Consider the following 21,917-nt stretch of genomic DNA (forward strand, 5'->3'; position numbering starts at 1 on the left):
GAAACCCGTTCGTATCGACGCTCACACGCTGCAGCTACGATTCTGACTCGACTTCCTTTCGCCCCGTCACCTGCTCGGGAACGAGCTGATAGTCTCGGAACGTCATGTCCTCTCGAGGGCGCTCGAAGATGTCGACTTTGGGGATGTCGATTCCCCACATTCCCTGGACGGTGCTGGACGCGTATGGCGCATCTCTAACCGCCTCGAGCTGTCCCGTCGCGACCACGCTTTGCCATCCCTCGTCGGTTTTGTCGTACGTGACGAACGTAACCCCTCGCTCGACGAGTTCTTCTTTCCTGCTGTTCGGGGGGATAGAGAGTCGGAAATAGAACGACTCGACGTCCTCGTTGTAGCCGTATGAGACCGGTATCGAGACCGGAGATGTATCTCGGTCGGTCGCGAACGAGATGACGCCCGTTCCACCCTGTCCGAGAAACTCGTGAATCTCTTGCTCGCTCATCTGAAGCCAGCGTAGACCCTGCATATCACATGGCACGGCTTGGGAGCAAAAAAGCGTCCTTCATCGTGAGCAGAACAGTCTATTCGGGCTGAGCGTTCATCGAAGATTCGTCTCCATCTCTCGAGACCGTTCTTGTACGGGGATAGTCGTCACGAGTGTCCGAAACGACCTCTCGAGAGTGAAGCTCGTGCGGTAGACGGGACGAGTGTGACGTTCGTCCTCCCGCTCGATGGATCACTGCTCGCGGAGTCCGCGCTCGTTCGAGCCGTCGAGTACGGGTCCGCGCTCGGCGAAGACGGTACTGCCGTGAACGTCGTGCCCGAACGGAAAGCGCTACACAAAAAAGAGATGGGTCGGCGACAACGAGGCGTTCGCCAGCCGACGCCGCCGAAACTCGAGGCATTCGAACCAGACGACGAGTTCTATCCGACAGACGACTCCTCGGAGTGATCGGACGCCCTCGCTGACTGTTCGTCACCGACACGAGGGCGGACGGTACGGAACAGTAGCCGTTCACCGAACGACCGTCACCGGTACCGACGCACGGCGGACGACCCGTTCTGCGACGCTCCCGAGCAGAATCCGTGAGACGCCGGATCGGCCGTGGCTGCCGAGAACGATCCGGTCGACGTCGTTCCCGGCTGCGAACTCGACGATACGGTCGGCGGGCCTGCCGACGACGGTCTCCGTCTCGAGTGAGACGCCGTGTTCGTCACAGATCTCTCGGGCAGTTTCGAACAGCGTTTCGGATCGCTCCTCCTCGAGTTGCATGGCCCGTTCGTAGTTGTACGATCGATCGCCGCGGTACATCGCCATCGTCGGATCGAGAACGTGCAACGCAGTGATCGTGGCGTCTGGCGACGTCGTCGCAGCGTGTTCGATCGCCGCTCGAGCCGGGTCGGAATCGTCGATCGGGACGAGGATGTTCATACGCATTCTTCGTCGAGTAGATAAATATACTCGGGGGTAATTCCCACTGCGTGGAACGTCAGTTCTGGGCGGTCGTCAGTGTCCTCGAGCGGGACGTTGAACTCGTCACCCTTTTTGTGTCGGGTTCTCAGTTCGCCCCGTGTCTTCGATTCGAAGGATCTCACCTCACGGTCAGTATCGGACGATCCGACTCCCGAAGGACGCGAGCGGTTGTGCTACCCAGGAGGTCACCGGACGCACCGCCCCGGCCCCGAGTCCCCATCGCGACGAGATCGCCCTTGACGCCGTCGACGTACTCGACGAGTTCTTTGTCGGGAACGCCTCGGAGGACATCCGTTTTCACCGATAGTCCGCGCCCGCGAGCGTCGTCGGCGATCGCTTCGATCGCGTTCTGGCCACCTTCTTTCAGTAGACCCACAATGCTCCGGGAGGTGTCCTCGAGGTCGTAGCTCGCGGTATCGATCACGTAGGGAACGTACACCGACGCCCCGTACGATTCCGCGATCTCGAGTCCCTGTCGTGCGGCGCGCTCGGCTGCATCGCTGCCGTCCGTTGGAATGACGACGCGGTCGTAGTCGACTGTATCGGCGTCGAGTTCGCCCTCGGTCAAACGGGCAATCAGTACGGGAACGTCAGCGCGCCCGATCACACGTTCGGCGGTACTGCCGAGTCGGACTCGGTCCGGACCCGTTCGGCCATGGGTTCCCATCGTGATCAGATCGACGCCGTGCTCGTCCGCATACTCGAGGATGGTTCGGTGTGGAACGCCCTCGTGAACGGCTCGCCTCGCCTCCAGGCCACGCTCAGTTGCTCGCTCGTGGACTCGAGTGGTCACCTGGCGACCGTGCTTTTCTACTGGCTGTCGTACTTCGTCGCGTTGCTGGTCACCGAGGCCGGTCGGTTCGGTTCCGGTATCGACGACGTAGAGGACGTGTACGGCGGCCCCGAACGTCTGTGCAAATTCGAACGCTCGGCTGACCGCCTCCTCGGCGCCACCGCTCTCGTCGATCGGAACGAGGATCGTCGAATACATCTGGATCACAGCACCGTACGTCTCCCGGGGTTAAGAAACGAGCGCGGTGCCTCTACTGTTCTATACCTAGCTGTGCCAACTGTTCGAGAGCGTGTGGAGGGTGAGTACACTCGGACCCGGTCGCTGGATCCAATGGAGGGTGAAGCTATTTGGGTCGTGTTCGCGTCGGCGTTCGTACAATGTCCCAGCTGACCTTCGGGCATATCGATCCCAGTGATCTCTCGCTGTTCACCGATCGGTACGAACTCACCATGATGGAGGGGTACTACGAGTCGGGTCACACGCAACGCGCGACGTTCTCGGTGTACTTCAGGCGCCTCCCAGCGGATCGCGGCTACGCGCTCGCTTCCGGACTCGAGCAGGTGATCGCCGCCGTGGAAGCGATCGAGTTCGATGCCGATGCGATAGCTTTTCTCGCCGACCAGGGGTTCGGCGACGACTTTCTGTCGTTCCTCGAGTCGTTCGAGTTCACCGGCGAGATCCGCGCCCTCCCCGAAGGGACGCCCGTGTTTCCGAACGAACCCTTGCTCGAGGTGACGGCACCGCTTCCAGAGGCGCAGTTGCTCGAGACGCTGGTGCTAAACCAGGTTGGGTACCAGACGCTCGTCGCGACGAAGGCAGCGCGGATGGCCGACGTCGTGAGACGACACGGTGACGGACAGGACCTCGTCGACTTCGGCTCCCGGCGCGCCCACGGCGCTGATGCCGGGCTCAAAGCCGCACGGGCGGCGTACGTCGGTGGCTTCGACGGGACCTCGAACGTTCTCGCCGGTGAGCGATTCGGGCTGCCGACGTACGGGACGATGGCACACTCGTGGGTACAAAGCTTCGAAAGCGAGCGCGCCTCGTTCGAAGCGTTCGCCGACGTCTGCGGCGACGACGCCGTCTACCTGATCGACACGTACGACACCGTCGATGGCGCCGAGCGCGCGGTCGCCGTCACAGACGATCGTGACGTTCGATTGGGCGGCGTCCGGCTGGATTCGGGAGATCTGGTCGAACTCTCGAAAGCGGTGCACGAAATCGTCGGCGACGCCGACATCGTCGTCTCCTCGGGCGTCGACGAGTACTTCCTCAGGGACTTCTTCGACGACGATGGTGTCGCATCGGCGTTCGGTCCGGGAACCGCGCTGACGACGAGCAAGGACGCACCGGACAGCGGCGTCGTCTACAAGCTCACAGCGGTCGAACGCGACGAAACGTTCGAACCGAGCATGAAGCTCTCGCCCGGGAAAGTGACCTATCCCGGACGGAAGGAGCTCTACCGCGTCGAGCGAGACGGGTCGTACGCTCACGACGTACTCGGACGACACGACGAGTCGCTGGCCGGTGAGCCACAACTCGAGACGATTTACGAGGACGGATCGCTCGTCTACGACCCGCCATCTCTCTCGTCGATCCGGGACCGGACACAGCGGGAGGTCGAACGCCTTCCCGAGCGGTGTCGGCGAGTGCGAGAACCCGAACCCTACGAGGTACGGATCAGCGACGGCCTCGAGACGCTCAGACGGGAGACGGAACGTGACATTCGAGAACGCGAAGGCTAACGGTCCGTTCCGGTACTCGGTGCCGTGTCCCTCGAGCGCAGACGGGACATCCAGGGAGTGAGATAGATCGGTTGCTCGAGTCTGTCCTCCGGCAAGAAGCACGGCAGAATGTCCGGCTGTAGCACTCGCTTATCGAGCACGCACAGATGGTAAATCGATCCCAACAGCCGCGATATCGGCGGTAATACGGCTATTACCGCTGTACCGATTACGTAAGTACATATGTAAATAACCGGTTCTGGATTGGCATGCGACGTTGCTTCCGTCGAATTCCGCCGTTTACCGTGAACGAGGTGAAACGATCGAAGAAAAGCCGGACTACCCTCTCAAGAAGGTGCCTCCTGCGTGCATCACGATGCCGACTGTCGTTCGGTGCGGCCGCCGACGGTGTGAGAGTCACTGAATCGTAAACGGTCGGTGGAGTCTCGGACGGCTATCGACTGATCGTCGGGATCCGATCGAACCATATCCCGGTCGGTCTCGGGCAGTGGTGGATGTCCGAAGAGCGCGTCGAACACGAATACCATCGCGATCAGCGAACCGAACAGCACTCCCTGGTGGAACGCGATGGACGTGACCGCACCGATCATCACGCCGACTAGCAGCCCTGCAGCGATGCTTCCGAGGAGTTTGTCGTAGTAGTCGACCATGCGTTCTCACCCGTGTAGAACGTCTACACGACGGGATATAGCACGCGACGACGATTCCCTCCGGGTGAGAATAACACGCAACCAGTGCACTGTGTGTGCGGTCGCGTTCCATCCGGATTATCGGCTCGTTCGGGTCCCTCGGTCGCGCAGCGAACGTTCGGTCACTCGGTTTCGACCTCGATGTCGCCGACCTGCGACGACTCGTGGTACGCACAGATGTACGTCGTCATCTCTTCGGTCGCGGTGACGCCTTCGATCGTCGCTTCCTCGCCTTCTTCGTCGACGTCGTCGCTCTGATACTCGTCGATAATCTCGCCGTTCTCGTCTCGGATCTCCAGATTGTGCAGAACTCCATCGGCGTTCACCCACCTGAAGTCGTACTCCTGTCCGTCGATGAGGGTGATCGTCGGATTGTCTTCGCCGTCGATCATCGCTGGCTCGAGCCCGGTCCAGGCCTGGACCCGTCCCTCGAAGGAGAACTCCTCGACGTCCCCCCAGTCTTCGTCTGCAGCCTCGTCCTCGGCCTCTTCTTCCTCATCGTCGGGCTCCGCTTCGTCTGTTGTGCAACCGGCGAGGAGTGCGACGCTCGATACGCCCGCGATTTTCAACAGTGTCCGTCGCGAAAACATGCCTGTTTCGGTCATCACTGTGTTGGAGGGCACGAGAGGTAATAAGCATCATTTCCGAAGACGACGACCGTCACGACTGGCTGAGATCCCGACGAGAGACGCCACATCGCGCGTTACGTATGTGAGAAAAGTAGCTTCCGAACCCGGGCTCGAGTGGACGCCGTTTGCTTCGGCCCGTCTTCGCGGGACCGTTCAGTACGGTGGTCGCTGTGCCCGAACGACGTCCGCCAGTTCCTGGTGTTCGTCGGCGAGTAGTTCGTTCAGATCGTCGGCCGTGATGATGCCGGCCAACTGGTCGTCCGAGTCCGTTACGGGAATCCGTCGGATACCGTGCGTACTCATCAGTTCGGTTGCCTCGTAGAAGCCGGCATCGTGTGGAATCGTCCGCAGTTCGTCCGACATCACGTCCTCCGCCGTGAGTCCCTCGGGATCGGCTTGCTCGGCGATTACTTCCATCGTCAGGTCGCGATCGGTGACGATTCCGACGGGCGCGTCACCGTCGGTGATGACGACGCTGCCGACGTCCTCTTCGCCCATCATCGTCGCGAGTTCGTGAACCGATTCGTCCGTCGAGGCCGTAATGACGTCACGTCGTGCGAGGTCTTGGATAGGCATCGTCCCTCGGTTGCCCGTCCCACACCGAGCGTAATAGTTGCTTGCGACAGTCACGGTGACAGTCGAAGAAAGGACACCTGTGCAGTAACCAGCGACGAGTCCGGCGACCGGAGCACCGGGATCGACGACTACTGCTCGAGACGCTGTTTTAGAAGCTACTCTCGAGAGACGACGGGAAGATCGGCCAGCTCCAGACGGACTACGTGATGTGGTCGCCCGTCTTCCGGCCGGTAAGTTCCTCGATCTCGAGTTCGTAGATCGTCAATCCGACTGCCTCGATCTCCTCGTCGAAGATTCGCAGTTCGGAAAAACGCTCGTTGATCGCCGTCTCGTCGAACGCCTCCTGTTCAGCGGCGGTAAGTTCCCGTATGGGTCCGGTGGCGACGATGCTCCACGAGTCGTCGGGCGGATCAACCGCGTGAAGCACGAAACAGGCCTCTGCCGTGTCGTCGACGTACGACAGCTTCTTGCTGTTTCCATCCGACGTGAGCCGGAGGTACAGTGACGACCCGTCGTAGTGAAACGAGACGGGGATCGCGTACGCATCTCCGTCACTCGCCAGCGAGAGTACGCCGACGTCGTTCGTCTCGATCGCCTCGGCGATGTCCTCGTCGTCCATTCCGAACGTGTACACGTATTCGATCCGGTCGAGCGTCATGCGTGAGTTGCTGTACAGGCCACAGTCACATGAACCATTGTGGGGATACAGCTACAGAATCGGACGGCGTTTCTACTATGGAACTCGCCGTACTTGCCGGTACGAGAGACGGCCGAACGACTCGTCACTGCTCGATCTGCGCGTTCAGTCGCGCTCTTCTCGCAGTTCCTTCAACCGGGAGAGCAGTTCCTCGACCGAGTCGTCGCCGGTGTACTCGACGCGTCCCTCGAAATCGGTTCGTCGGTCGTCCGAATCGGCCTCGACGGAACTAATCATCTTTTCGCGGCGCTCGAACTCCTCTGCATCGAATGTCCCCATCGACATCAGAATTTCCTCCGTGAGAGCTATTGGCACCGAGGAAATAAATCGATATCGGCGAATCGTGGGTAATCGAGACAGAGAATCGATGAACCGCAGATTTCGACGCTACGTCTGAATACGCGGACGGTTAGCGCGCATCGTCGGTCGTCGCCACGTGCTCGTACGCCAGCGGCTCGCTCTCGGTGAGGACCCACTCGAGCGCGGCGATCTCCCCCCGGAGATACGTCGCGGACGGATCGTAATAGTCACACACCTGTGCAATCTGTCGAAGGTCCTCGAGTCGGTCGTGGATCTCCTCTTCCGAACGCATAGGTATCGCCCACACCGCCGAGCCATATAAGACGAACTGGTAGAGTGTGGTTCGACCGCAGCCTCGAGAAACGCTCGCGGCGATACGAACGTCCGTAGAGAGGTCGGTCGTCCCGCACCAGCCGGCGCCAGTATGGGTGTCAGGAGTGTGCACGGGGATCAGGAGTAGCCGGGTCGGCTGCGCGACTGTCTGTGTGGCTACCAGCGCGGTCCCTCGACCGGTTGCACCGTCTCCCCCGGCTGTTCGGCAGGTTCCGGAACGCCAGCCCGTCCCTGCACCGAACGAACGGCTCCGATATTGAGTGCGGTGATGACGTCCGTCCGCGTGACGAGCCCCGCGAGTTCCCCAAACTCGTCGAGGACGATCAGTCGGCCGATCTCGTTGCGCTGCAACGACGTGAGCGCTTCCCAGGCGTCGTCGTCCCGCGAGAGGGTCTCGAGATTCGTCGTCATCACCTCACGGACCGTCGTCGTGTCGCGTTCGGCTGGCGGGACGGTACGGGCGTCCTCGAGCGTGACCACGCCGGTGACCGAGCCTCCCTCGAGGACCGGAAAGCCGGTGTGGCGGTGTTCCATCATTGCGTCGAGCAGTTCGGTGATCGTGATGTCGGGGGGGACGGTGTCGAGTTCGTCGACGGGCGTCATCATGTCCTCGATCGTGATCCCCTCGACGGCCGCCTGGAGCGCGGTCTGGCGCGCCTCGCCCGTCGCCGCGATGTAGATGAAGAAGGCGATGGCGATCAGAAAGATGTTGAGCGCGAGGAGTCCGAACAGGCCGAGCAAGAGGGCGAACGCCTTTCCCACCTGTGCAGCCTGTGCCGTCGCGACGGCGAACGGGCGATTCCGGCCGAGGATCGCGCGAAGAACGCGACCGCCGTCCATCGGGAAGCCCGGCAGCATGTTGAACGCCGCGAGGGCGACGTTGATGACCGCGAGGTACGCGAAGACGAACTGCGCCGTCTCGAGGGCCGCCGGAACCACGACCACGAGCACGTAGAACGCTACGCCGAGGCCGACGCTGACGATCGGCCCGGCGATCGCGATCGCCAGTTCCTGTCGCCAGTTCCTCGGTTGTTCGGAAAGCTGTGCGACGCCGCCGAGCAGCCAGAGCGTGATCGAGTCGATCGGAAACCCGTACCGGATCGCGACGAGCGAGTGCCCCAGTTCGTGGAGCAAGACGCTCGCGAAGAGCCCGATTGCAGCAGCCGTCCCGAGCAACCACGGCGTCGAGCCGGTCGTGAGCGGTTCGGCCGCAATGCTCGTCCCGAGCACCGCGTTGAGCACCGGCACGAGGTCCCCAATCTGTATCGCGATGATCCACGCGAACACCGGCAAGATCAGCAGAAACGTCACGTCTAGCTTGACCGGAATTCCGAAGAGAGAGCCGATTCGGAAGCTCTTGAACATACACGTACTACGGGCCAGACGACCTTAGGTGGATTCCCGACCCTCTCGCGAAATATCTACTCGACAAAGAACGCGTACGAATCGTCATCGAACTGTCCCGGGCGGACGCGGATTACGCCAGCCGACGGCGACGGCCGACAGCCGCTACTAGCATCGACGGTCGGCGTCGAACTCCTCCCGTCCGTCCGAAAGAAATGTTTCGTAGCCGATAACTGTCTATTATTCCGGTTCCCAAGCTTGTTTTCGGGTCTCTGATTTACGGTCGGTATGGTCAACCGTGCTGCTGTTCCGGACACCGGAAAGGAGATCGCCGCCGAGTTCTCCGAAAAGAACGTGACGTTCATGGCGGCGGGGATCGCGTACAACGCGTTCCTCTCGCTCGCCCCGATTCTCGTCGTTCTACTGGTAGTCGTCTCGACGGTCGGCGGCGGTCTCGAGCAGCGGGTCGTTGAACTCTCCCAGGAGTCGTTGCCCGGACCCATCGCCGACATCGTCGCGGAGGTGTTCCAGGGAGGCGCCGGGGACCCGGCCGCGTCAGTCGTGGGGTTTATCGTGCTGATCTGGGGGACGCTGAAGATCTTCCGCGGGCTGGACACCGCGTTCTCGGAGATCTACGAGACCACGGCGGAGAGTTCCTTCACCGGAAAGTTGGTCGACGGGCTGATCGTCCTCGCGGCCGTCGTCGTCGCGATCGTCGCGACGATCGGTGTCACTGCCCTCTTCGCGAGGCTCGCGAACGTGATCCCGTACATCGGCATGGTGACGCCGCTCGTCCTCGTTTTCGGGCTCGTCGCCGCGTTCCTCCCGATGTACTATCGGTTTCCGGATACGGACGTCGGGTGGCGATACGTCGTTCCAGGTGCGGCGTTCGCAGCGGTCGGATGGGCAGCCTTCCAGGCGCTGTTCCAGGTGTATCTCACGTTCACCGGCGGAAGCTCGGACAGCCTCTTCGGTGGCGTCGTCGTCGTCATCACGTGGTTGTACTTCTCCGGGCTCGTCCTGCTCGCCGGCGCGGTAATCAACGCGGTCCTCGGTGGACACACGACCGAGAAGGTGGACAACACCGAGGCGGCGGACGACGGTGACGAGAGCGCAGCCGCGTTCGAAACCAGACTCAAGACGGAGATGAACGCCGACGAATTCGCTGCGTACCTCCACAACCTTCGAGCGGCACTCGCCGGCTCCGGCGGTGAGAAGCAGTCGACGACCGGTGCTGACGATGCTGACCGGTACCCCGGACCGGATGACAGCGTAACGGTTACTGAACAGTCGAAATCCGAAGACGACGAACGGGAGCTATCGATCACGCTCCGCTGGCAGGCCACCGTCGACGAGTCGAAGAATCAGGCCGACATCACGGACGATTGAAACAGTCGAACTTCTACTCCTGGATCGAGGCTGCAGCATCTTGAGAGCCGGCGCCGAGAGCCGCTGCTGACGACGACGGATCGATCCGATGGTGAAACAGCAAGTACTGTCCTCCGCATGGATTGTCGAATGCCACCCGACCCGCTCGCACAGGTGTGGAGCACCGACTCTACTCTACCGCGTGCGTCTCGAGCAGTTCCACGAGCGTCTCTGCGCCCTGAAACCCGTCGTCGAGACGAGCGACTTCCTCGCCGTCTCGCAGGACGACGAGCGTCGGAACGCTCCGGACGTCGAACTCGGCGGAAAGATCGGGGACGAGACCGGCGTTCACCGTCGCGACTGCGCCTGGCGCGCTGCGGACGACCGCACCGAGCACCGGCTCCATCGACGCGCAGATTCCACAGCCGGACGTGACGAACTCGAGCAGGACGAGGTCGTGTTGCTCGAGGAGAGCGTCGTAGTCGGCCACGCTGTTCAGCTCGATAGGCCTGGGCTCGTCGGTGGACGTCTCCGGAGTCGCCGTTTCGGTCATCGTCGGTTCTATGGCTCGCAAGTATTTTAGTGTTTTGTATTTTTCGTACAATACTATTTCAAGACCCTCCCGGTACTGCAGGGTCGAGGAAGCCGGGACGAACCGTCTCGTTCTTCGGCGAGGAGTACTGTCGTCCTCTTCGCCGCTTCAGGCGGCAAATCCAGTTCGTACTAGTCGTGTTCGTGACACACCAGATTACCCAACGAGAACCCTCGAGAGAAGAGCGTCAATCATCAACTTTCGACCTCGGGCGCGGACTGGTCCGTATATAGGCTTCGGTCATTCCTACCCCATAGAATTCGTAGTAATGGCTATACTGTGCAAGACCATATATCCGACTGTGACCGACCGATGACGAAATCACGAGACCAACTCCGACGGTACGCGTGGATGCTCGCGGCGACTGGTGCCGTCTTCCTCGTCGGCGCGACCGCCACCGCTGCCGCGCAGGCACACGGCGGCGGCGGATCGATGGGCGGCTGGGGAACGTTCGGCGGCTGGATGTTTCTCTGGCCGATCCTGCTCATCGGCCTGCTCGTGCTCGCGGTCTTCTGGGCCGGGAGCGGAGGGCAGTCCGCGCGGAGCGACGACGCGGACCGAGCGCTCGAGCAGATCCGCGGGCGATACGCGCGCGGAGAGCTCTCCAACGAGGAATTCGAGCGACGACGACGGAAACTGCAGATCAGAGGATGAACACGATGACAGAGAACACGGCAGACATCACGATCGATTCGCGCGGCGCAACGTGTCCCGGCCCGCTGATGGACCTCATCGGGAGGGTGAAAACGCTCGACCCCGGCACCGTGGTCGAACTCCAGACGACGGAACGCAACTCCACGACGGACGTCCCCGAGTGGCTCGAGAAGGCCGGTCACGACCTGCTCGAGATCGACGAGAAGGACGACCACTGGAACATCTACGTCGAGGTGAACTGAGATGCATCGAATCGCGATCGTCGGCGGCGGAACGGGCGGGACGGTCCTCGCGAATCGGCTCGCGAGCGAGTTACGACCCGAACTCGAGGCCGGCGACGTCGAACTCCGGCTGATCACGGCCGACCCCGAGCACGTCTACAAGCCGACCTTCTTGTACGTGCCGTTCGGGAAGAAGACGGTCGACGACGCCACGCGGCCGATCGAGGAACTGGTCGACCGTCGCGTCACCCTCACGATCGGCGAGGTCGTTGGCGTCGACACGGACGGAAAGACGCTGTCGTTCGCCGACAGCTCGATACTCGGCTACGACCAGCTCGTGCTGGCGACCGGGGCGACCCTCGAACCAGAGGCCGTTCCGGGGCTCGCCGAGGGCGGCCACCAATTCTACGGTCCAGAAGGGGCCGAACGACTCCGCGACGAACTCGCGGCGTTCACCGAGGGCCACCTCGTACTGAGCGTCGTCGGCGTGCCGCACATGTGCCCGGCCGCCCCCGTCGAGTTCGTGCTGATGGTCGACGACTGGCTCCGCGAGCGAGGACGCCGCGAGGACGTCGAGCTCACCTACACGTATCCGATCAACCGCGCCCACGGCCTCGAGTCGATCGCCGACTGGGCGACGGCGCTGTTCGAGGAGCGCGACATCACCCTCGAGACGTTCTTCAACGTCGAGGAGATCGACCCGGACGAGCGGCGCATCGAGACCGTCGAAGGGCGAGCGCTCGGCTACGACCTGCTCGTGGCCATCCCGCCCCACGCGGGCAGCGACTTCGTGTCCGAGGCCGGTCTCGGCGACGACGGCTGGGTCAACGTCGACAGGCACACGCTCGAGGCGACGAACGCCGAGGACGTCTACGCCATCGGCGACGTCGCGGACGTCCCGACGAGCAAGGCGGGCAGCGTCGCCCACTACGAGGCGGGCGTCGTCGCCGACCGACTCGCCAGCCGCGCCCGCGGGACGGTCCCGACGGCGACCTACGACGGCAAAACAGTCTGCTTCCTCGAGGCCGGGATGGACGAGGCGACGTTCATCGAGTTCAGCTACGGCGAGGAGCCGTTCGTCCGCGAGCCGTCGAAGCCGCTCCACTGGGCGAAACTCGGCTACAACGAGTCCTACTGGCTGACCGCACGGGGGTTGCTCTAGATGGCCGACGCTAAACCCACGGCCGACGCCGTCGACCCGGAAGCGCCCAACCTCGAGGAACTCGTCGCCGAGAATCCCGACGAAGTTGCCCGGTTCCTCGAGCGACTCGGCGTCGTCAACGACCTGCTGGATACGGCCGACCTCGCGACGGCCGCGATGGACGACCGGATGGTCCAGGAGCTATCGGGCACCGCGACGAACCTCGGCGCCGCCGCGGACGGCCTGGCAACCGAGGAGGTCGCGCAACTCGGCGAGGCGACCGGCGAGAACGCCGACGAGCTGGCCGAGGCCCTCGAGACGCTCGCCCGCCTGCAGCGGTCGGGCACCCTCGACGACCTGGCGGCGCTCGCGGACATCGCCGCGCTCGCCTCGAATGCGATGGACGACGAGATGGTGACCGACCTCGCGGCGACCGGAACTAGCCTCGGCGAACTGGCCGATACCGCGGCCGACGACGACGTCGCTCGTACGCTCGAGTCGCTGCTCGAGGCCGTCGGCGAGGCCGGTTCCGAGCCGGCGGAGCCCGTCAGGGTGATCGACCTCGTCAAGTCGCTTCGCGATCCGGACGTCAAAGCGGGGCTTGGCTTTTTTGTCGCCCTCGCGAAGGCGGTGGGCCGAGCGGTTCGATAGTTCGGCTGACGACGCTACACGTGACGGTTGGACGCCGTCACGTCGTCATTCGACTCGAGTAGTCAGTCTGAGCGAAACCGCACTCAGGCCGCCGATGCGAGAGTGCGTACCGACGACCGCTCTCCGAAAATTCTGACCAGGTAGTACCCCCAGATAGCGATCAGGACGGTGTATCCCGACCCGTGCAGAAGCATCGACCAGGACTGATCCTGATAGAAGAACCCGATTCCGACGCCGAGCACTGCGAGGTTCCAGACGAGGACGATCCACGGCCCGACGACCGAGGGAACGTTCTCTACGGGAACGAGTCCGGCGACGGAACCGCCGGCATCGGTATCGTCGCCGTTGCCGGGCCACTCGAGGGAGCGGGCGACGAGCAGCGAGCCCGCGAGCGCGATCGGGAGCGCCCAGCCCATGAAGAAGAAGTGCAGCGCGCCCGTCTCGATCCACTGTTCGGGGATCCCGAGCGGGACGCCGAACAGGATGAACGGGGCGAAGCCGGCTGGCCCGAGGATCCAGCCCTGCGCGACGAGCACCGAGAGGGCCGTTCCGTTCGGCGTGCCGGCGCGGTAGGTCTGGACGAGCGTGTAGACGTACAGCACGTAGCCGGCCGCGTACAACACTAGCCCGACGGCGGTTACCGTCCTCCCCATGTCGAGCACCGGCCCGACGACGAGCGGGAAGATACCGAGCGCGAACAGCGGGAACGAGTAGCGCTTCAGCCGCTCGCTGTACAGCTCCGCGTCGACGAGGCGAGGGAAGAGATCGTACAGCGTGCCGATCGCCGCGAGCCCCAGGAACCCCCAGGCGTTGGCGTGAACGTGCGCCTCGCGAAGTCCCCACCACCCGCCGGGGACGTCCCAGCTGTGGCTGAACAGCCCGAACGCGAAGCCGAGACCGATCAGGTAGACGAACGGCGAGAGGACGTAGAATCCAATGGTCGGATCCCGCGCCCGCCCGCCGCTGCTCCGGAGCACCATCCCGGCCACGAGGGCGAACAGCCAGAGCGTCAGCAGCCAGATCGTCGCGAGCCCGACGTCGAACCACAGCGGCTCGCCGTACGCGCGGCCGTACCACGCGAGCAGTAGCGCGCCGTTCAGCCCGAGGAAGCTCGCTCGAGTGGCCCGCGACGACGGCGCCGGTCGCTCGAGTTTCTGCGCCGTCAACTGTGGCAGCATCCCGAAGAGTAACTGGGTGAACGCGCCGACGGTGACGAAGTGGATGTGCGTCCAGGTGATCCACGACACCTCGGGAACGAGTGCGAACTCCTGGAGTCCCTGATAGAGCGCGAGCACGAGGCCGACGAGCAGAAAGGCGACGCCCGCGGCGTGAAACGGCGTCAGCGAGAGCGCCGGTCTATCGTTCGATCGACGAGTGAACCCTCGGTCAGTGGGGGCCCGACCTGTATCGCGCGAATCGACGCCTGATCCGGACATACACGTTCGAACGAACGCCGAGGGTGTATCGGTTCCCGCGAACCGGTGAGTCCGGTTCGAACATGTTCGAAGTCGCTCCTACGTCGGTCGACTACTAATCGACGGTCGAATGCCTCACGCGAAGCTCACCGTACGGATCCCCGACGACCTCTGGATTCACGACATTTCGACGACACACCCCGACGTCACGTTTCGCGTCAGTTCGGTGCTGCCGGGCCCGGACGTCGTCATCGGCGTGCTCGAGGTGACTGCATCGAACCCGGTCCCGATACTCGCCGATATCGAGGGTCGGGACGACGTTCGCGAACTCGAGTTGCTGTGGAAACACGACGAGACGGCACTGCTCCAGGTCGAGACCTCGGACCCCTCGCTGATCGCCCCGATGCAGCAGGCAGGCGTGCCGATGGAGACGCCGTTCGAGGTCGAAGACGGCGTGGTGACCTGGGAGCTGACGACGAGTGCGGACAGGCTGTCGGCTCTCGGCGAGTCGCTCGACGAGAGCGGAATCGGGTACGATATCGATTACGTCCACAGCACCGACGCGAATCAGGCGACACAGCTGTTGACTGATCGTCAGATCGAGGTATTTTTGACCGCCATCGACGGTGGGTACTACGACGTTCCGCGCGAGGCGACGCTCACGGACATCGCGTCGACCCTCGAGATCTCGAAGTCGACCTGTAGCGACGTCCTGCACCGTGCCGAAGGGGCGATCGCACACTGGTTCGCCGAGGAGTACGTTAGTACCGTCTCATCCGACCGGTAATCGTCTCCGATAGCTGGATTCGTCGCGCGGCGAGATCGAAGAACGAGTCCACTCGGAGGATCCGCGCACGCTGCCCGACAGCCGCCAATTTCGGCGATTGGACCAGATTGGTCTTATCGTCCCCGTCCTAATCGAATACATGGTTGATCACTCCGCTGGAGGTGACGCCGATCGAAACGTGACGCGCCGAACGGTTCTCGTCGGTTCTGCTCTCACCGGTATTACTGCAGTAGCCGGCTGTCTCGGCGACGACGGAGACGCCGACGTTCCCGATCCAACCACGATCGAGTCGGAACAGGTCTGCGACAACTGCACGATGGATATCGTCGACTATCCAGGCCCAGTCGGACAATCGTTCTACGAGGACCCCGAAGAGATTCTCGACACGGATCGGCCGGCGCAGTTCTGTAGCACCCGCTGTACGTACGCGTTCCGGTTCGACCACGAAGCCGACCACGAACCGCTCGTCACGTACGTGACCGACTACTCGAGCGTCGACTACACGATCGACACCGACGGCGACGATCCCGAGATCAGCAGCCACGTCGAAGCCGAGTCCTTCGCACCGATATCCGAACTCACGCTGGTCGTCGACAGCGAGGTCGAGGGTGCGATGGGAGCGTCGATGATCGGATTCTCCGACGCCGACGACGCGGCCGACTTCGAAGCCGAGTACGGCGGCGACCGCTACGAACACGACGAGGTAACCCAGGAGCTGCTCACGTCGCTTATGTGAGTCGCTGTCCACCCGACCGGTCGTTCACCCAATCGATCCTCCCACCCGATCGAGTCGAGCGTGCGTACGAACAAGTACCAAAATCCCGGACGACTAACGACTACTAACCGAGCGCCGAACGACTACTGTTTTACTGCCCACGTCGCGACGGCGAGCGAAACGCCCGTCCAGACGACGAGTCCGAGCACGCTCGCTACCGGCGACGCCGTCTGCGGTCCGGTTCCCGACGCAGTTATGACGGCGCTCTCGAAGACGAGGCCGCGGTACGCGCTGAGCGGGCTCACCGCCAGCGAGTAGACGAGCGACGAGTCGCCCAGGAATCCGGCAGCGAGCCCGTACACGAGCGCAAGATCGAGCCCGACCAGCAGGACGACGAGCGCGACGACGGCCAGTGCGAGGGCGCTTCGCGTCCCGCTGACCAGCGCCGAGATGGCCAGCGCGACGGCGAGGATCGCCAGCGCGAACAGCACCGTCAGTACGACGAACCGTGCGAACAGGAACGGTGAATCGGCGCCGGCGTGCGAGGCGTACCGTCCGAGGGGCTCCTCTCGAGCGACGAAGACCGCCCCGCCGACGAGGGCGAGCGGGACGACGACGGCGGCGAGGAGGCCAACGGCCCTGCCGACGTAGACGCCGACGACGTGCTCGCGAGGGGTGACCGGGTACGTCTCGAGGACGTCGAGTTCGCCGCGTCGTCTGTCCCCGAGAATTGCCCGATATCCGAACGCGACGGCGACGATCGGAACGAGAAGTTCGAGCGGTGTGAGTAGGTCGACGACGGTCGGAACGAATCCGGCTCTGACGCCGCCACCGACCCACGCAATCCCGGCCAGGACGGCGGCGAGCGCAGCCGAGAGAACGAAGAACGTTCTGGTCCGGGAGACTGTTCGAAGCTCGCGAACGATGATGCGTTTGCTCCGGTAGATCGAGCCGGACCGGTCGGTTGGCGGTTTCGAGACAGTCGTTTCACTGTCAGCGTCGGTTGTCGTCGTCGCTTCGCTCGCCGGAGTCGGTGTTCCGGTCACGCGGTCTCACCCTGGACCCGGACGCTGGACAGGTCACCAGCGATCGACGCCTCGTAGACGGCCTGCAACGAGTCGACACCGAGTCGATTCCGTATCGACGTCGGACTCCCGCGTTCGACGACGGTTCCGCGGTCGAGCATCACCACTTCGCCGGCGGTTCGCTCGACGAGTTCGAGGTCGTGCGAACTCAACAACACTGCGGTCCCGGTCGCGGCGAGCTCCGACGCGACCGCGAACACGTGCTTGCTCATTCCCGGATCGAGTCCGGACGCGGGCTCGTCGAGGACGACCAGTGGCGGGTCGCCGATCGTCGCCTGTGCGATCCCGACGAGTCGCGTCATCCCGCCCGAGAGCGCCTCGACCTGACGTGTCGCCGCGTCCGCGAGGCCGACGCTCTCGAGCCGGGCCATCGCGTCGTCGTCCCCCCGGCCGACCAGCGACGCGTAGAATCGCAGCGTCTCGAGGACGGTGAACCCGGGACGAAACTCGGGGTGTTGGGGAAGGTAGCCGATCTCGCGTGCAGTCTCCGGACCGTGGTACGTGATCGATCCCGCGGTGGGTACCTGCAGCCCCGCGAGTGCGCGCAGCAGTGTCGTCTTTCCGGTCCCGTTCGGTCCGATCAGTGCCGTCACCTCCCCCGCTCGGATCGAGACGCTGACGTCCCGCAGGATGGAGACGTCACCGTAGGCGAAGTCGACGTTCGATGCCTCGAGTAGTGGCGTGTCTGTAGTCATGGTTCGATAGTGAGTGTGCCGTCGCAGCTTCGGGCGTGTTCGGCCTGCTCGGTTCGCTCGAGCAGGTCCGGGTTGTTCGGCTCGCATGCGGGAGCCACGTCCGTGATACTGCCGGTCTGCATCCCGGACACCGACTCCTCGAGTCCGGAGAGCGCGTCGAGCGCCGGCGCTCGAGCGAGCGTCGCCGCACCGTCGGTCGTGTGCAGCCGTCCGTCGACGGTGTCGGTCGGAGAGTACGATCGGGTCGGCGGATCGCCGTCCGCGATGGTGGTCGCGCCCTGCCAGTAGTTTCCGTTCCCGTCGTGCGTCCAGACGCGAAGCGGCCCGGATCCGGCGGTCGCGTGGTCGTCGTTGCCGACGAAGTCGTTGCCGACGACCCGGTTCGTCGGGAGCATCGCCCGATCGTCCACGCCGACTCGATTCCCGGCGAAGACGTTGTCCTCGTAGATCGACGCGGTCGCCACCAGCTCTAGCCCGACGTCGTTGGCTTCGAAGACGTTCTCCGCGACGTACGTGTCGGTGCCGCCGAGGTAAGACCCGGTCTCCGCGTCGGAGATTTCGTTGCCGACGAGCGCGTTCCGTTCGGGACCGGTCATGACGTAGATTCCCGTGTCGACGATCTCGTCCAGGCGGTTGTCCGCGAGTAGCGCGCCGTCGGTGTGCATCAAATGCGTCCCCAGCAGACTCCCCTCGATCGCGTTGTCTCGAACCACGATCCCCTCCGACCGGTACGCGTAGATCGCGTCCCGTCCGTCGACGATCGTCGACGCTTCGATCACGCCCGGCGAGCGAAACGCCATGATCCCGGCGAACCCGTCCTCCCACCGTTCGTTCCCACGAACGGTCACGTCACGAACGACGGTATCGGGACTCTCTCGGAGGATGATCCCGTTTGACGGCGTCTCGATCGTGACGTCCTCGACCGACAGTCCGGCAGCGACGTGAGCGGAGATCGCGGCGTCCGCACCGGTGTAGTAGGTCTGGAACTCGTCGTCCCAGCCGTCCTCGGCCGTGTCGCCGGGGACCTCCTCGGCGCCGGACGTTTTCGGTCCGACGCCCGTGATCTCGAGGTTCCGAATCCCGACGTGCAGTTCGGTGACCGTGACGACCGAGCCGTTCCCGTCGCCCTGAATCCTGGCGTCGCCGTCTCCCGCGAGCGTGATCGAGCGGTCGATCTCGAGCGTCTCCTCGTACGTGCCCTCGGGCACGACGACCGTGGTGTTCTCCGGCGCCTCGTCGATACCCTCCTGTACGGTGTCGACGTCGTCGCCGACGACGATCGAGACGGGTCGGTCGTTCCGATCGGTCGTCGACTCGACGAGGGCATCGGCGTCGCGGTGTTGGTCGTCGACGCGGTCGCGAACGACCGTCGCGTCGTCGGTGTCGAACGACCCCTCGACGGTCTGTCCCCACGTTCGGACGTCGCCCCCGTGATCGTCCGCGAACGCCGTCGCGTCCTCGCGGTCGGAGAACGAAACGACAGTCTCGCCGGACGGCGTCCGGGCCTCGCTCCCGACGACGAACCACGCGTCCGCCGCGTCGGTCCACGATAGCGACTGCTCCGCGACTGGATACCCATCCTCGTTCAGCGTGACCGCCGCACCGCTGTAGTCGGTGACGTACACCTCGAGAGGATAGCCGAACCGCTGTTCGTGGCCGTCCTGGCGCTGCGCTTCGACGAACGTCTCGACCCCGTAGTAGCCGACGACGTACTGATACTGCGAATAAAACACCTGTGCCCGCGGCAGAGTGATGTCGTCGTCGAGCCCCCGTTCCGCCTCGAGCGTGAGCCCCACGGAGACGGTATCCTCGAACGGGACCGGATCCGGTGACGCCGATCCGGCATCGGTGACGAACAGGGCGCCAGCGCCGAGCGCGATACCGAGCACCGCGACGAGGAACACGACGTCCCATGGACCAATCTCCTGCGAAATCCCGAGCACAGTCGCACTTGGAACGGTGAAAGAATATACCGTCTGGTCCACCCATCGAAAGGATTCTCGGACGAATTCCATGGACAGGCGTTCCGTCCTCGCGCGCCATCGCCCTCACGCTCACGCGCCGTCGTTCTCATGCCGTACGCTTCGTTTCCGCCGCGGTATTCCGTCCGAGGATCCGTTCCCCTCCCTGTAGGTCGAGTATGTATAATCGAGGGGTGGTATTCGAGAGGTGGTTTGACTACGTTCGGCGGTGCCGCGATACCTATGGAGGAACACAGAGAAGCGTTCGACTTCCTCGTCGTCGGTTCGGGTTCCGGTCTCGACGTGGCGAATGTCGCGGCAAACCGTGGACAGTCGGTTGCGGTCGTCGAAAAAGGGCCACTCGGCGGGACCTGCCTCAACCGCGGCTGCATCCCCTCGAAGAAGCTGCTGTACCACGCCGAGGTGCTCGAGACGATAGAACGAGCCGACGCGTTCGGCATCCACGCCGACGTAACCGACATCGAGTTCGCCGAGATCGTTCGGGAGGTCAACGACGACGTCTCCAGCAGTGCCGAATCGATTCGACGCGGACTGCGCTCGTCGGATCGGCATACGCTATTCGACGGTGAGGGGCGGTTCGTCGACGAGTGGACGCTCGAGATTACCGACGGCCCGGACGCTGGCAAGCGAGTTCGAGCAGACACGATCCTCGTCGCGGCTGGTACCAGACCGGCGATCCCCGACATGCGCGGGATTGAGGACGTCGACTACCTCACCAGTACGGAGGCGCTTCGGCTCGAGACGCCGCCGGATCGGCTCGTGATCGTCGGCGGCGGCTACATCGCAGCCGAACTCGCACATTTTTTCGGAACGTTTGGCAGCGACGTGACGATTGTGGGTCGACGGCCGCGGCTCCTCCCGCAGGCCGACGAGGAGATTGCCACCGCGTTCACCGAACGGTACGCCGATCGGTTCGACGTCTATACAGGTTACGAGGCCGTCGCCGTCTCGGAAGCCGACGGCGAGGTGACCGTCGACGCCCGGCCGTATCCACCGGCGTGGAACGACGCGGACGAACCGGACGAACGCGAGTCGGTAACCGTTACCGGCGATACCCTGCTCGTCGCGGCAGGTCGACGACCGAATTCGGATAGACTCGATCTCGAGGCTGCGGGTATCGAAACCGACGAGTACGGGTTCGTCGAAACGGACGAGTACCTCCGAACGACGGCTGACGAGATCTGGGCCCTCGGCGACATCGTCGGAGAGTACCTGCTGAAACACAACGCGAACCACGAAGCTCGGACAGTTATCAGGAATTGCTTCGGTGACGGCCTCGAGTCGATCGATTACACGGCGATGCCGTTCGCCGTGTTCGCCTCGCCGGAGGTTGCTGGAGTCGGCGAACGTGAACAGGACCTCCGCGAGTCGAATCGTGAGTACGCCACACGAACGTACCGCTACGAGGACACCGCCCGCGGGAGCGCGATGAAAGTCGAAGGGTTCGTGAAAGTGCTCATCGATCTCGACGGCGAAATTCTCGGCTGTCACATCCTCGGTCCGGAAGCGTCGAATCTCGTAGAGGAGGTCGTCGTCGCGATGAAGGCGGGTTCGGGAACGATACGGGACATTCGCAAATCCGTACACGTGCATCCGGCACTGTCCGAGGTGATCGACCGTGCGTTTGCTGGACAGTTCACGCAGAAAGGACCTGGTGAGCATGACCATCACCACGACCACGGCCCTCACGAGTGAATAGGGAGAACGTGGGAGAATAGAGCTGTTTCCGGCGAGTATAGGGTAACCACTTGAAGACGGTATGAAAACGGTCTCGATAGAGACAGTGCCGATTCATTTTGGATTGAGACACACACACCGGGTTTCCGGTGAAACGGGTTCAGGGGGACCAGGGGGAGATTGGTGCGGTGTTTCTCGTAATTTCCGTGCAGTGTTTTCTCGTATTTTCCCTTACCCACACCGGGTTTCCGGTAAAAGTGTTTGTTTTAAGAGAGGTAGACGGACTTCTGTTCAATATTTGATGTTCAATATTCGACTGTAACTTCGGCTGTAACCGTCCATCTATGCGGACCAACTGTAAGACACGTCTTCAGTTCCCAATTCAACTTATAAAGA

General features: G+C 63.1%; 25 protein-coding genes. 10 read left to right on the top strand and 15 right to left on the bottom strand.

Features of this window, described 5'->3' with window-relative positions; all coding sequences use genetic code 11:
* Positions 1–34 precede the first annotated feature (34 nt).
* Positions 35–484, bottom strand: a complete 450-nt coding sequence (locus CV102_RS14690; protein WP_148858754.1) for a pyridoxamine 5'-phosphate oxidase family protein — start codon at positions 482–484, stop codon at positions 35–37.
* A gap of 183 nt (positions 485–667) precedes the next feature.
* Between CV102_RS14690 and CV102_RS14695 the strand changes: the two genes are divergently transcribed.
* A complete protein-coding gene (locus CV102_RS14695) occupies positions 668–910 on the top strand; it encodes a hypothetical protein (RefSeq protein WP_148858755.1) in 243 nt (80 codons plus the stop codon).
* Positions 911–973: 63 nt separating this feature from the next.
* Here CV102_RS14695 and CV102_RS14700 read toward each other — a convergent pair whose 3' ends face one another.
* Both CV102_RS14700 and CV102_RS14705 read right to left on the bottom strand, forming a co-directional pair.
* Positions 974–1,390, bottom strand: coding sequence for a universal stress protein (locus CV102_RS14700; RefSeq protein WP_148858756.1), 417 nt, complete (start codon positions 1,388–1,390; stop codon positions 974–976).
* Positions 1,391–1,550: 160 nt separating this feature from the next.
* Positions 1,551–2,423, bottom strand: coding sequence for a universal stress protein (locus CV102_RS14705; protein WP_148858757.1), 873 nt, complete (start codon positions 2,421–2,423; stop codon positions 1,551–1,553).
* A gap of 179 nt (positions 2,424–2,602) precedes the next feature.
* Here CV102_RS14705 and CV102_RS14710 point away from each other — a divergent pair, with 179 nt between their 5' ends.
* Positions 2,603–3,970: a nicotinate phosphoribosyltransferase gene (locus CV102_RS14710; protein ID WP_148858758.1), complete on the top strand. Its 1,368-nt coding sequence runs from the start codon at positions 2,603–2,605 to the stop codon at positions 3,968–3,970.
* 350 nt (positions 3,971–4,320) lie between these two features.
* Here CV102_RS14710 and CV102_RS14715 read toward each other — a convergent pair whose 3' ends face one another.
* The 7 genes from CV102_RS14715 to CV102_RS14745 form a co-directional block, all read right to left on the bottom strand.
* Positions 4,321–4,620, bottom strand: coding sequence for a hypothetical protein (locus CV102_RS14715; protein WP_148858759.1), 300 nt, complete (start codon positions 4,618–4,620; stop codon positions 4,321–4,323).
* A gap of 161 nt (positions 4,621–4,781) precedes the next feature.
* Positions 4,782–5,264: a cupredoxin domain-containing protein gene (locus CV102_RS14720; protein WP_148858760.1), complete on the bottom strand. Its 483-nt coding sequence runs from the start codon at positions 5,262–5,264 to the stop codon at positions 4,782–4,784.
* A 177-nt stretch (positions 5,265–5,441) separates the two neighbouring features.
* Positions 5,442–5,864 carry a CBS domain-containing protein gene (locus CV102_RS14725; protein WP_148858761.1) on the bottom strand — a complete coding sequence of 141 codons (423 nt, stop codon included), beginning with the start codon at positions 5,862–5,864 and terminating at the stop codon, positions 5,442–5,444.
* Positions 5,865–6,063: 199 nt separating this feature from the next.
* Entirely contained in the window at positions 6,064–6,522 is a 459-nt protein-coding gene (locus tag CV102_RS14730; protein WP_148858762.1) for a pyridoxamine 5'-phosphate oxidase family protein, read from the bottom strand.
* A gap of 144 nt (positions 6,523–6,666) precedes the next feature.
* Positions 6,667–6,846, bottom strand: coding sequence for a DUF5786 family protein (locus CV102_RS14735; RefSeq protein ID WP_148858763.1), 180 nt, complete (start codon positions 6,844–6,846; stop codon positions 6,667–6,669).
* A 124-nt stretch (positions 6,847–6,970) separates the two neighbouring features.
* Entirely contained in the window at positions 6,971–7,153 is a 183-nt protein-coding gene (locus CV102_RS14740; protein ID WP_148858764.1) for a hypothetical protein, read from the bottom strand.
* Positions 7,154–7,350: 197 nt separating this feature from the next.
* Positions 7,351–8,559, bottom strand: a complete 1,209-nt coding sequence (locus CV102_RS14745) for a site-2 protease family protein (protein ID WP_148858765.1) — start codon at positions 8,557–8,559, stop codon at positions 7,351–7,353.
* A gap of 267 nt (positions 8,560–8,826) precedes the next feature.
* Here CV102_RS14745 and CV102_RS14750 point away from each other — a divergent pair, with 267 nt between their 5' ends.
* Positions 8,827–9,927, top strand: a complete 1,101-nt coding sequence (locus CV102_RS14750) for a YihY/virulence factor BrkB family protein (RefSeq protein ID WP_148858766.1) — start codon at positions 8,827–8,829, stop codon at positions 9,925–9,927.
* Between the two features lie 169 nt (positions 9,928–10,096).
* On the opposite strand, the gene CV102_RS14755 is transcribed toward CV102_RS14750, so the two are convergent.
* The gene (locus tag CV102_RS14755; protein ID WP_148858767.1) at positions 10,097–10,459 is read right to left on the bottom strand and encodes a thioredoxin family protein; all 363 of its coding nucleotides are present in this window, start codon (positions 10,457–10,459) and stop codon (positions 10,097–10,099) included.
* 351 nt (positions 10,460–10,810) lie between these two features.
* Between CV102_RS14755 and CV102_RS14760 the strand changes: the two genes are divergently transcribed.
* From CV102_RS14760 to CV102_RS14775, 4 genes are read left to right on the top strand one after another with little or no spacing between them, the layout of a single operon-like run.
* Positions 10,811–11,152, top strand: coding sequence for an SHOCT domain-containing protein (locus CV102_RS14760; protein WP_148858768.1), 342 nt, complete (start codon positions 10,811–10,813; stop codon positions 11,150–11,152).
* Positions 11,153–11,157: 5 nt separating this feature from the next.
* A complete protein-coding gene (locus CV102_RS14765; RefSeq protein WP_148858769.1) occupies positions 11,158–11,394 on the top strand; it encodes a sulfurtransferase TusA family protein in 237 nt (78 codons plus the stop codon).
* Between the two features lies 1 nt (position 11,395).
* Entirely contained in the window at positions 11,396–12,535 is a 1,140-nt protein-coding gene (locus tag CV102_RS14770) for an NAD(P)/FAD-dependent oxidoreductase (protein WP_148858770.1), read from the top strand.
* Positions 12,536–13,165 (top strand): DUF1641 domain-containing protein, encoded by a 630-nt coding sequence (locus CV102_RS14775; protein ID WP_148858771.1) that lies wholly within the window; start codon positions 12,536–12,538, stop codon positions 13,163–13,165.
* Between the two features lie 83 nt (positions 13,166–13,248).
* On the opposite strand, the gene CV102_RS14780 is transcribed toward CV102_RS14775, so the two are convergent.
* Complete coding sequence (locus CV102_RS14780; protein WP_233710700.1) at positions 13,249–14,601, bottom strand: hypothetical protein; 1,353 nt, start codon at positions 14,599–14,601, stop codon at positions 13,249–13,251.
* Between the two features lie 109 nt (positions 14,602–14,710).
* On the opposite strand from CV102_RS14780, the gene CV102_RS14785 reads away from it, so the two are divergent.
* Positions 14,711–15,367 carry a helix-turn-helix domain-containing protein gene (locus CV102_RS14785; RefSeq protein ID WP_148858772.1) on the top strand — a complete coding sequence of 219 codons (657 nt, stop codon included), beginning with the start codon at positions 14,711–14,713 and terminating at the stop codon, positions 15,365–15,367.
* Positions 15,368–15,506: 139 nt separating this feature from the next.
* Positions 15,507–16,103: a nitrous oxide reductase accessory protein NosL gene (locus tag CV102_RS14790; protein WP_148858773.1), complete on the top strand. Its 597-nt coding sequence runs from the start codon at positions 15,507–15,509 to the stop codon at positions 16,101–16,103.
* 122 nt (positions 16,104–16,225) lie between these two features.
* On the opposite strand, the gene CV102_RS14795 is transcribed toward CV102_RS14790, so the two are convergent.
* From CV102_RS14795 to CV102_RS14805, 3 genes are read right to left on the bottom strand one after another with little or no spacing between them, the layout of a single operon-like run.
* The gene (locus tag CV102_RS14795) at positions 16,226–17,128 is read right to left on the bottom strand and encodes an ABC transporter permease subunit (RefSeq protein WP_148858774.1); all 903 of its coding nucleotides are present in this window, start codon (positions 17,126–17,128) and stop codon (positions 16,226–16,228) included.
* Positions 17,125–17,862 carry an ABC transporter ATP-binding protein gene (locus tag CV102_RS14800; RefSeq protein ID WP_148858775.1) on the bottom strand — a complete coding sequence of 246 codons (738 nt, stop codon included), beginning with the start codon at positions 17,860–17,862 and terminating at the stop codon, positions 17,125–17,127. The genes CV102_RS14795 and CV102_RS14800 overlap by 4 nt, the downstream gene beginning before the upstream one ends.
* Positions 17,859–19,766: a NosD domain-containing protein gene (locus CV102_RS14805; RefSeq protein ID WP_394349488.1), complete on the bottom strand. Its 1,908-nt coding sequence runs from the start codon at positions 19,764–19,766 to the stop codon at positions 17,859–17,861. The genes CV102_RS14800 and CV102_RS14805 overlap by 4 nt, the downstream gene beginning before the upstream one ends.
* A gap of 300 nt (positions 19,767–20,066) precedes the next feature.
* On the opposite strand from CV102_RS14805, the gene CV102_RS14810 reads away from it, so the two are divergent.
* On the top strand, positions 20,067–21,539 hold the full coding sequence (locus CV102_RS14810; RefSeq protein ID WP_148858777.1) for a dihydrolipoyl dehydrogenase: 1,473 nt from the start codon (positions 20,067–20,069) through the stop codon (positions 21,537–21,539).
* Positions 21,540–21,917 lie beyond the last annotated feature (378 nt).

The organism is Natronococcus pandeyae, from assembly GCF_008122205.1.
In the GTDB taxonomy this organism is placed as follows: domain Archaea; phylum Halobacteriota; class Halobacteria; order Halobacteriales; family Natrialbaceae; genus Natronococcus; species Natronococcus pandeyae.

Coding starts and splice junctions, on each gene's coding strand:
- CV102_RS14705 (WP_148858757.1), bottom strand. CDS start 2,423: ATGTATTCGACGATCCTCGTTCCGATCGACGAGAGCGGTGGCGCCGAG.
- CV102_RS14785 (WP_148858772.1), top strand. CDS start 14,711: ATGCCTCACGCGAAGCTCACCGTACGGATCCCCGACGACCTCTGGATT.
- CV102_RS14770 (WP_148858770.1), top strand. CDS start 11,396: ATGCATCGAATCGCGATCGTCGGCGGCGGAACGGGCGGGACGGTCCTC.
- CV102_RS14710 (WP_148858758.1), top strand. CDS start 2,603: ATGTCCCAGCTGACCTTCGGGCATATCGATCCCAGTGATCTCTCGCTG.
- CV102_RS14745 (WP_148858765.1), bottom strand. CDS start 8,559: ATGTTCAAGAGCTTCCGAATCGGCTCTCTCTTCGGAATTCCGGTCAAG.
- CV102_RS14725 (WP_148858761.1), bottom strand. CDS start 5,864: ATGCCTATCCAAGACCTCGCACGACGTGACGTCATTACGGCCTCGACG.
- CV102_RS14740 (WP_148858764.1), bottom strand. CDS start 7,153: ATGCGTTCGGAAGAGGAGATCCACGACCGACTCGAGGACCTTCGACAG.
- CV102_RS14790 (WP_148858773.1), top strand. CDS start 15,507: ATGGTTGATCACTCCGCTGGAGGTGACGCCGATCGAAACGTGACGCGC.
- CV102_RS14700 (WP_148858756.1), bottom strand. CDS start 1,390: ATGAACATCCTCGTCCCGATCGACGATTCCGACCCGGCTCGAGCGGCG.
- CV102_RS14750 (WP_148858766.1), top strand. CDS start 8,827: ATGGTCAACCGTGCTGCTGTTCCGGACACCGGAAAGGAGATCGCCGCC.
- CV102_RS14775 (WP_148858771.1), top strand. CDS start 12,536: ATGGCCGACGCTAAACCCACGGCCGACGCCGTCGACCCGGAAGCGCCC.
- CV102_RS14765 (WP_148858769.1), top strand. CDS start 11,158: ATGACAGAGAACACGGCAGACATCACGATCGATTCGCGCGGCGCAACG.
- CV102_RS14755 (WP_148858767.1), bottom strand. CDS start 10,459: ATGACCGAAACGGCGACTCCGGAGACGTCCACCGACGAGCCCAGGCCT.
- CV102_RS14735 (WP_148858763.1), bottom strand. CDS start 6,846: ATGTCGATGGGGACATTCGATGCAGAGGAGTTCGAGCGCCGCGAAAAG.
- CV102_RS14690 (WP_148858754.1), bottom strand. CDS start 484: ATGCAGGGTCTACGCTGGCTTCAGATGAGCGAGCAAGAGATTCACGAG.
- CV102_RS14730 (WP_148858762.1), bottom strand. CDS start 6,522: ATGACGCTCGACCGGATCGAATACGTGTACACGTTCGGAATGGACGAC.
- CV102_RS14715 (WP_148858759.1), bottom strand. CDS start 4,620: ATGGTCGACTACTACGACAAACTCCTCGGAAGCATCGCTGCAGGGCTG.
- CV102_RS14800 (WP_148858775.1), bottom strand. CDS start 17,862: ATGACTACAGACACGCCACTACTCGAGGCATCGAACGTCGACTTCGCC.
- CV102_RS14780 (WP_233710700.1), bottom strand. CDS start 14,601: ATGTCCGGATCAGGCGTCGATTCGCGCGATACAGGTCGGGCCCCCACT.
- CV102_RS14760 (WP_148858768.1), top strand. CDS start 10,811: ATGACGAAATCACGAGACCAACTCCGACGGTACGCGTGGATGCTCGCG.
- CV102_RS14810 (WP_148858777.1), top strand. CDS start 20,067: ATGGAGGAACACAGAGAAGCGTTCGACTTCCTCGTCGTCGGTTCGGGT.
- CV102_RS14720 (WP_148858760.1), bottom strand. CDS start 5,264: ATGACCGAAACAGGCATGTTTTCGCGACGGACACTGTTGAAAATCGCG.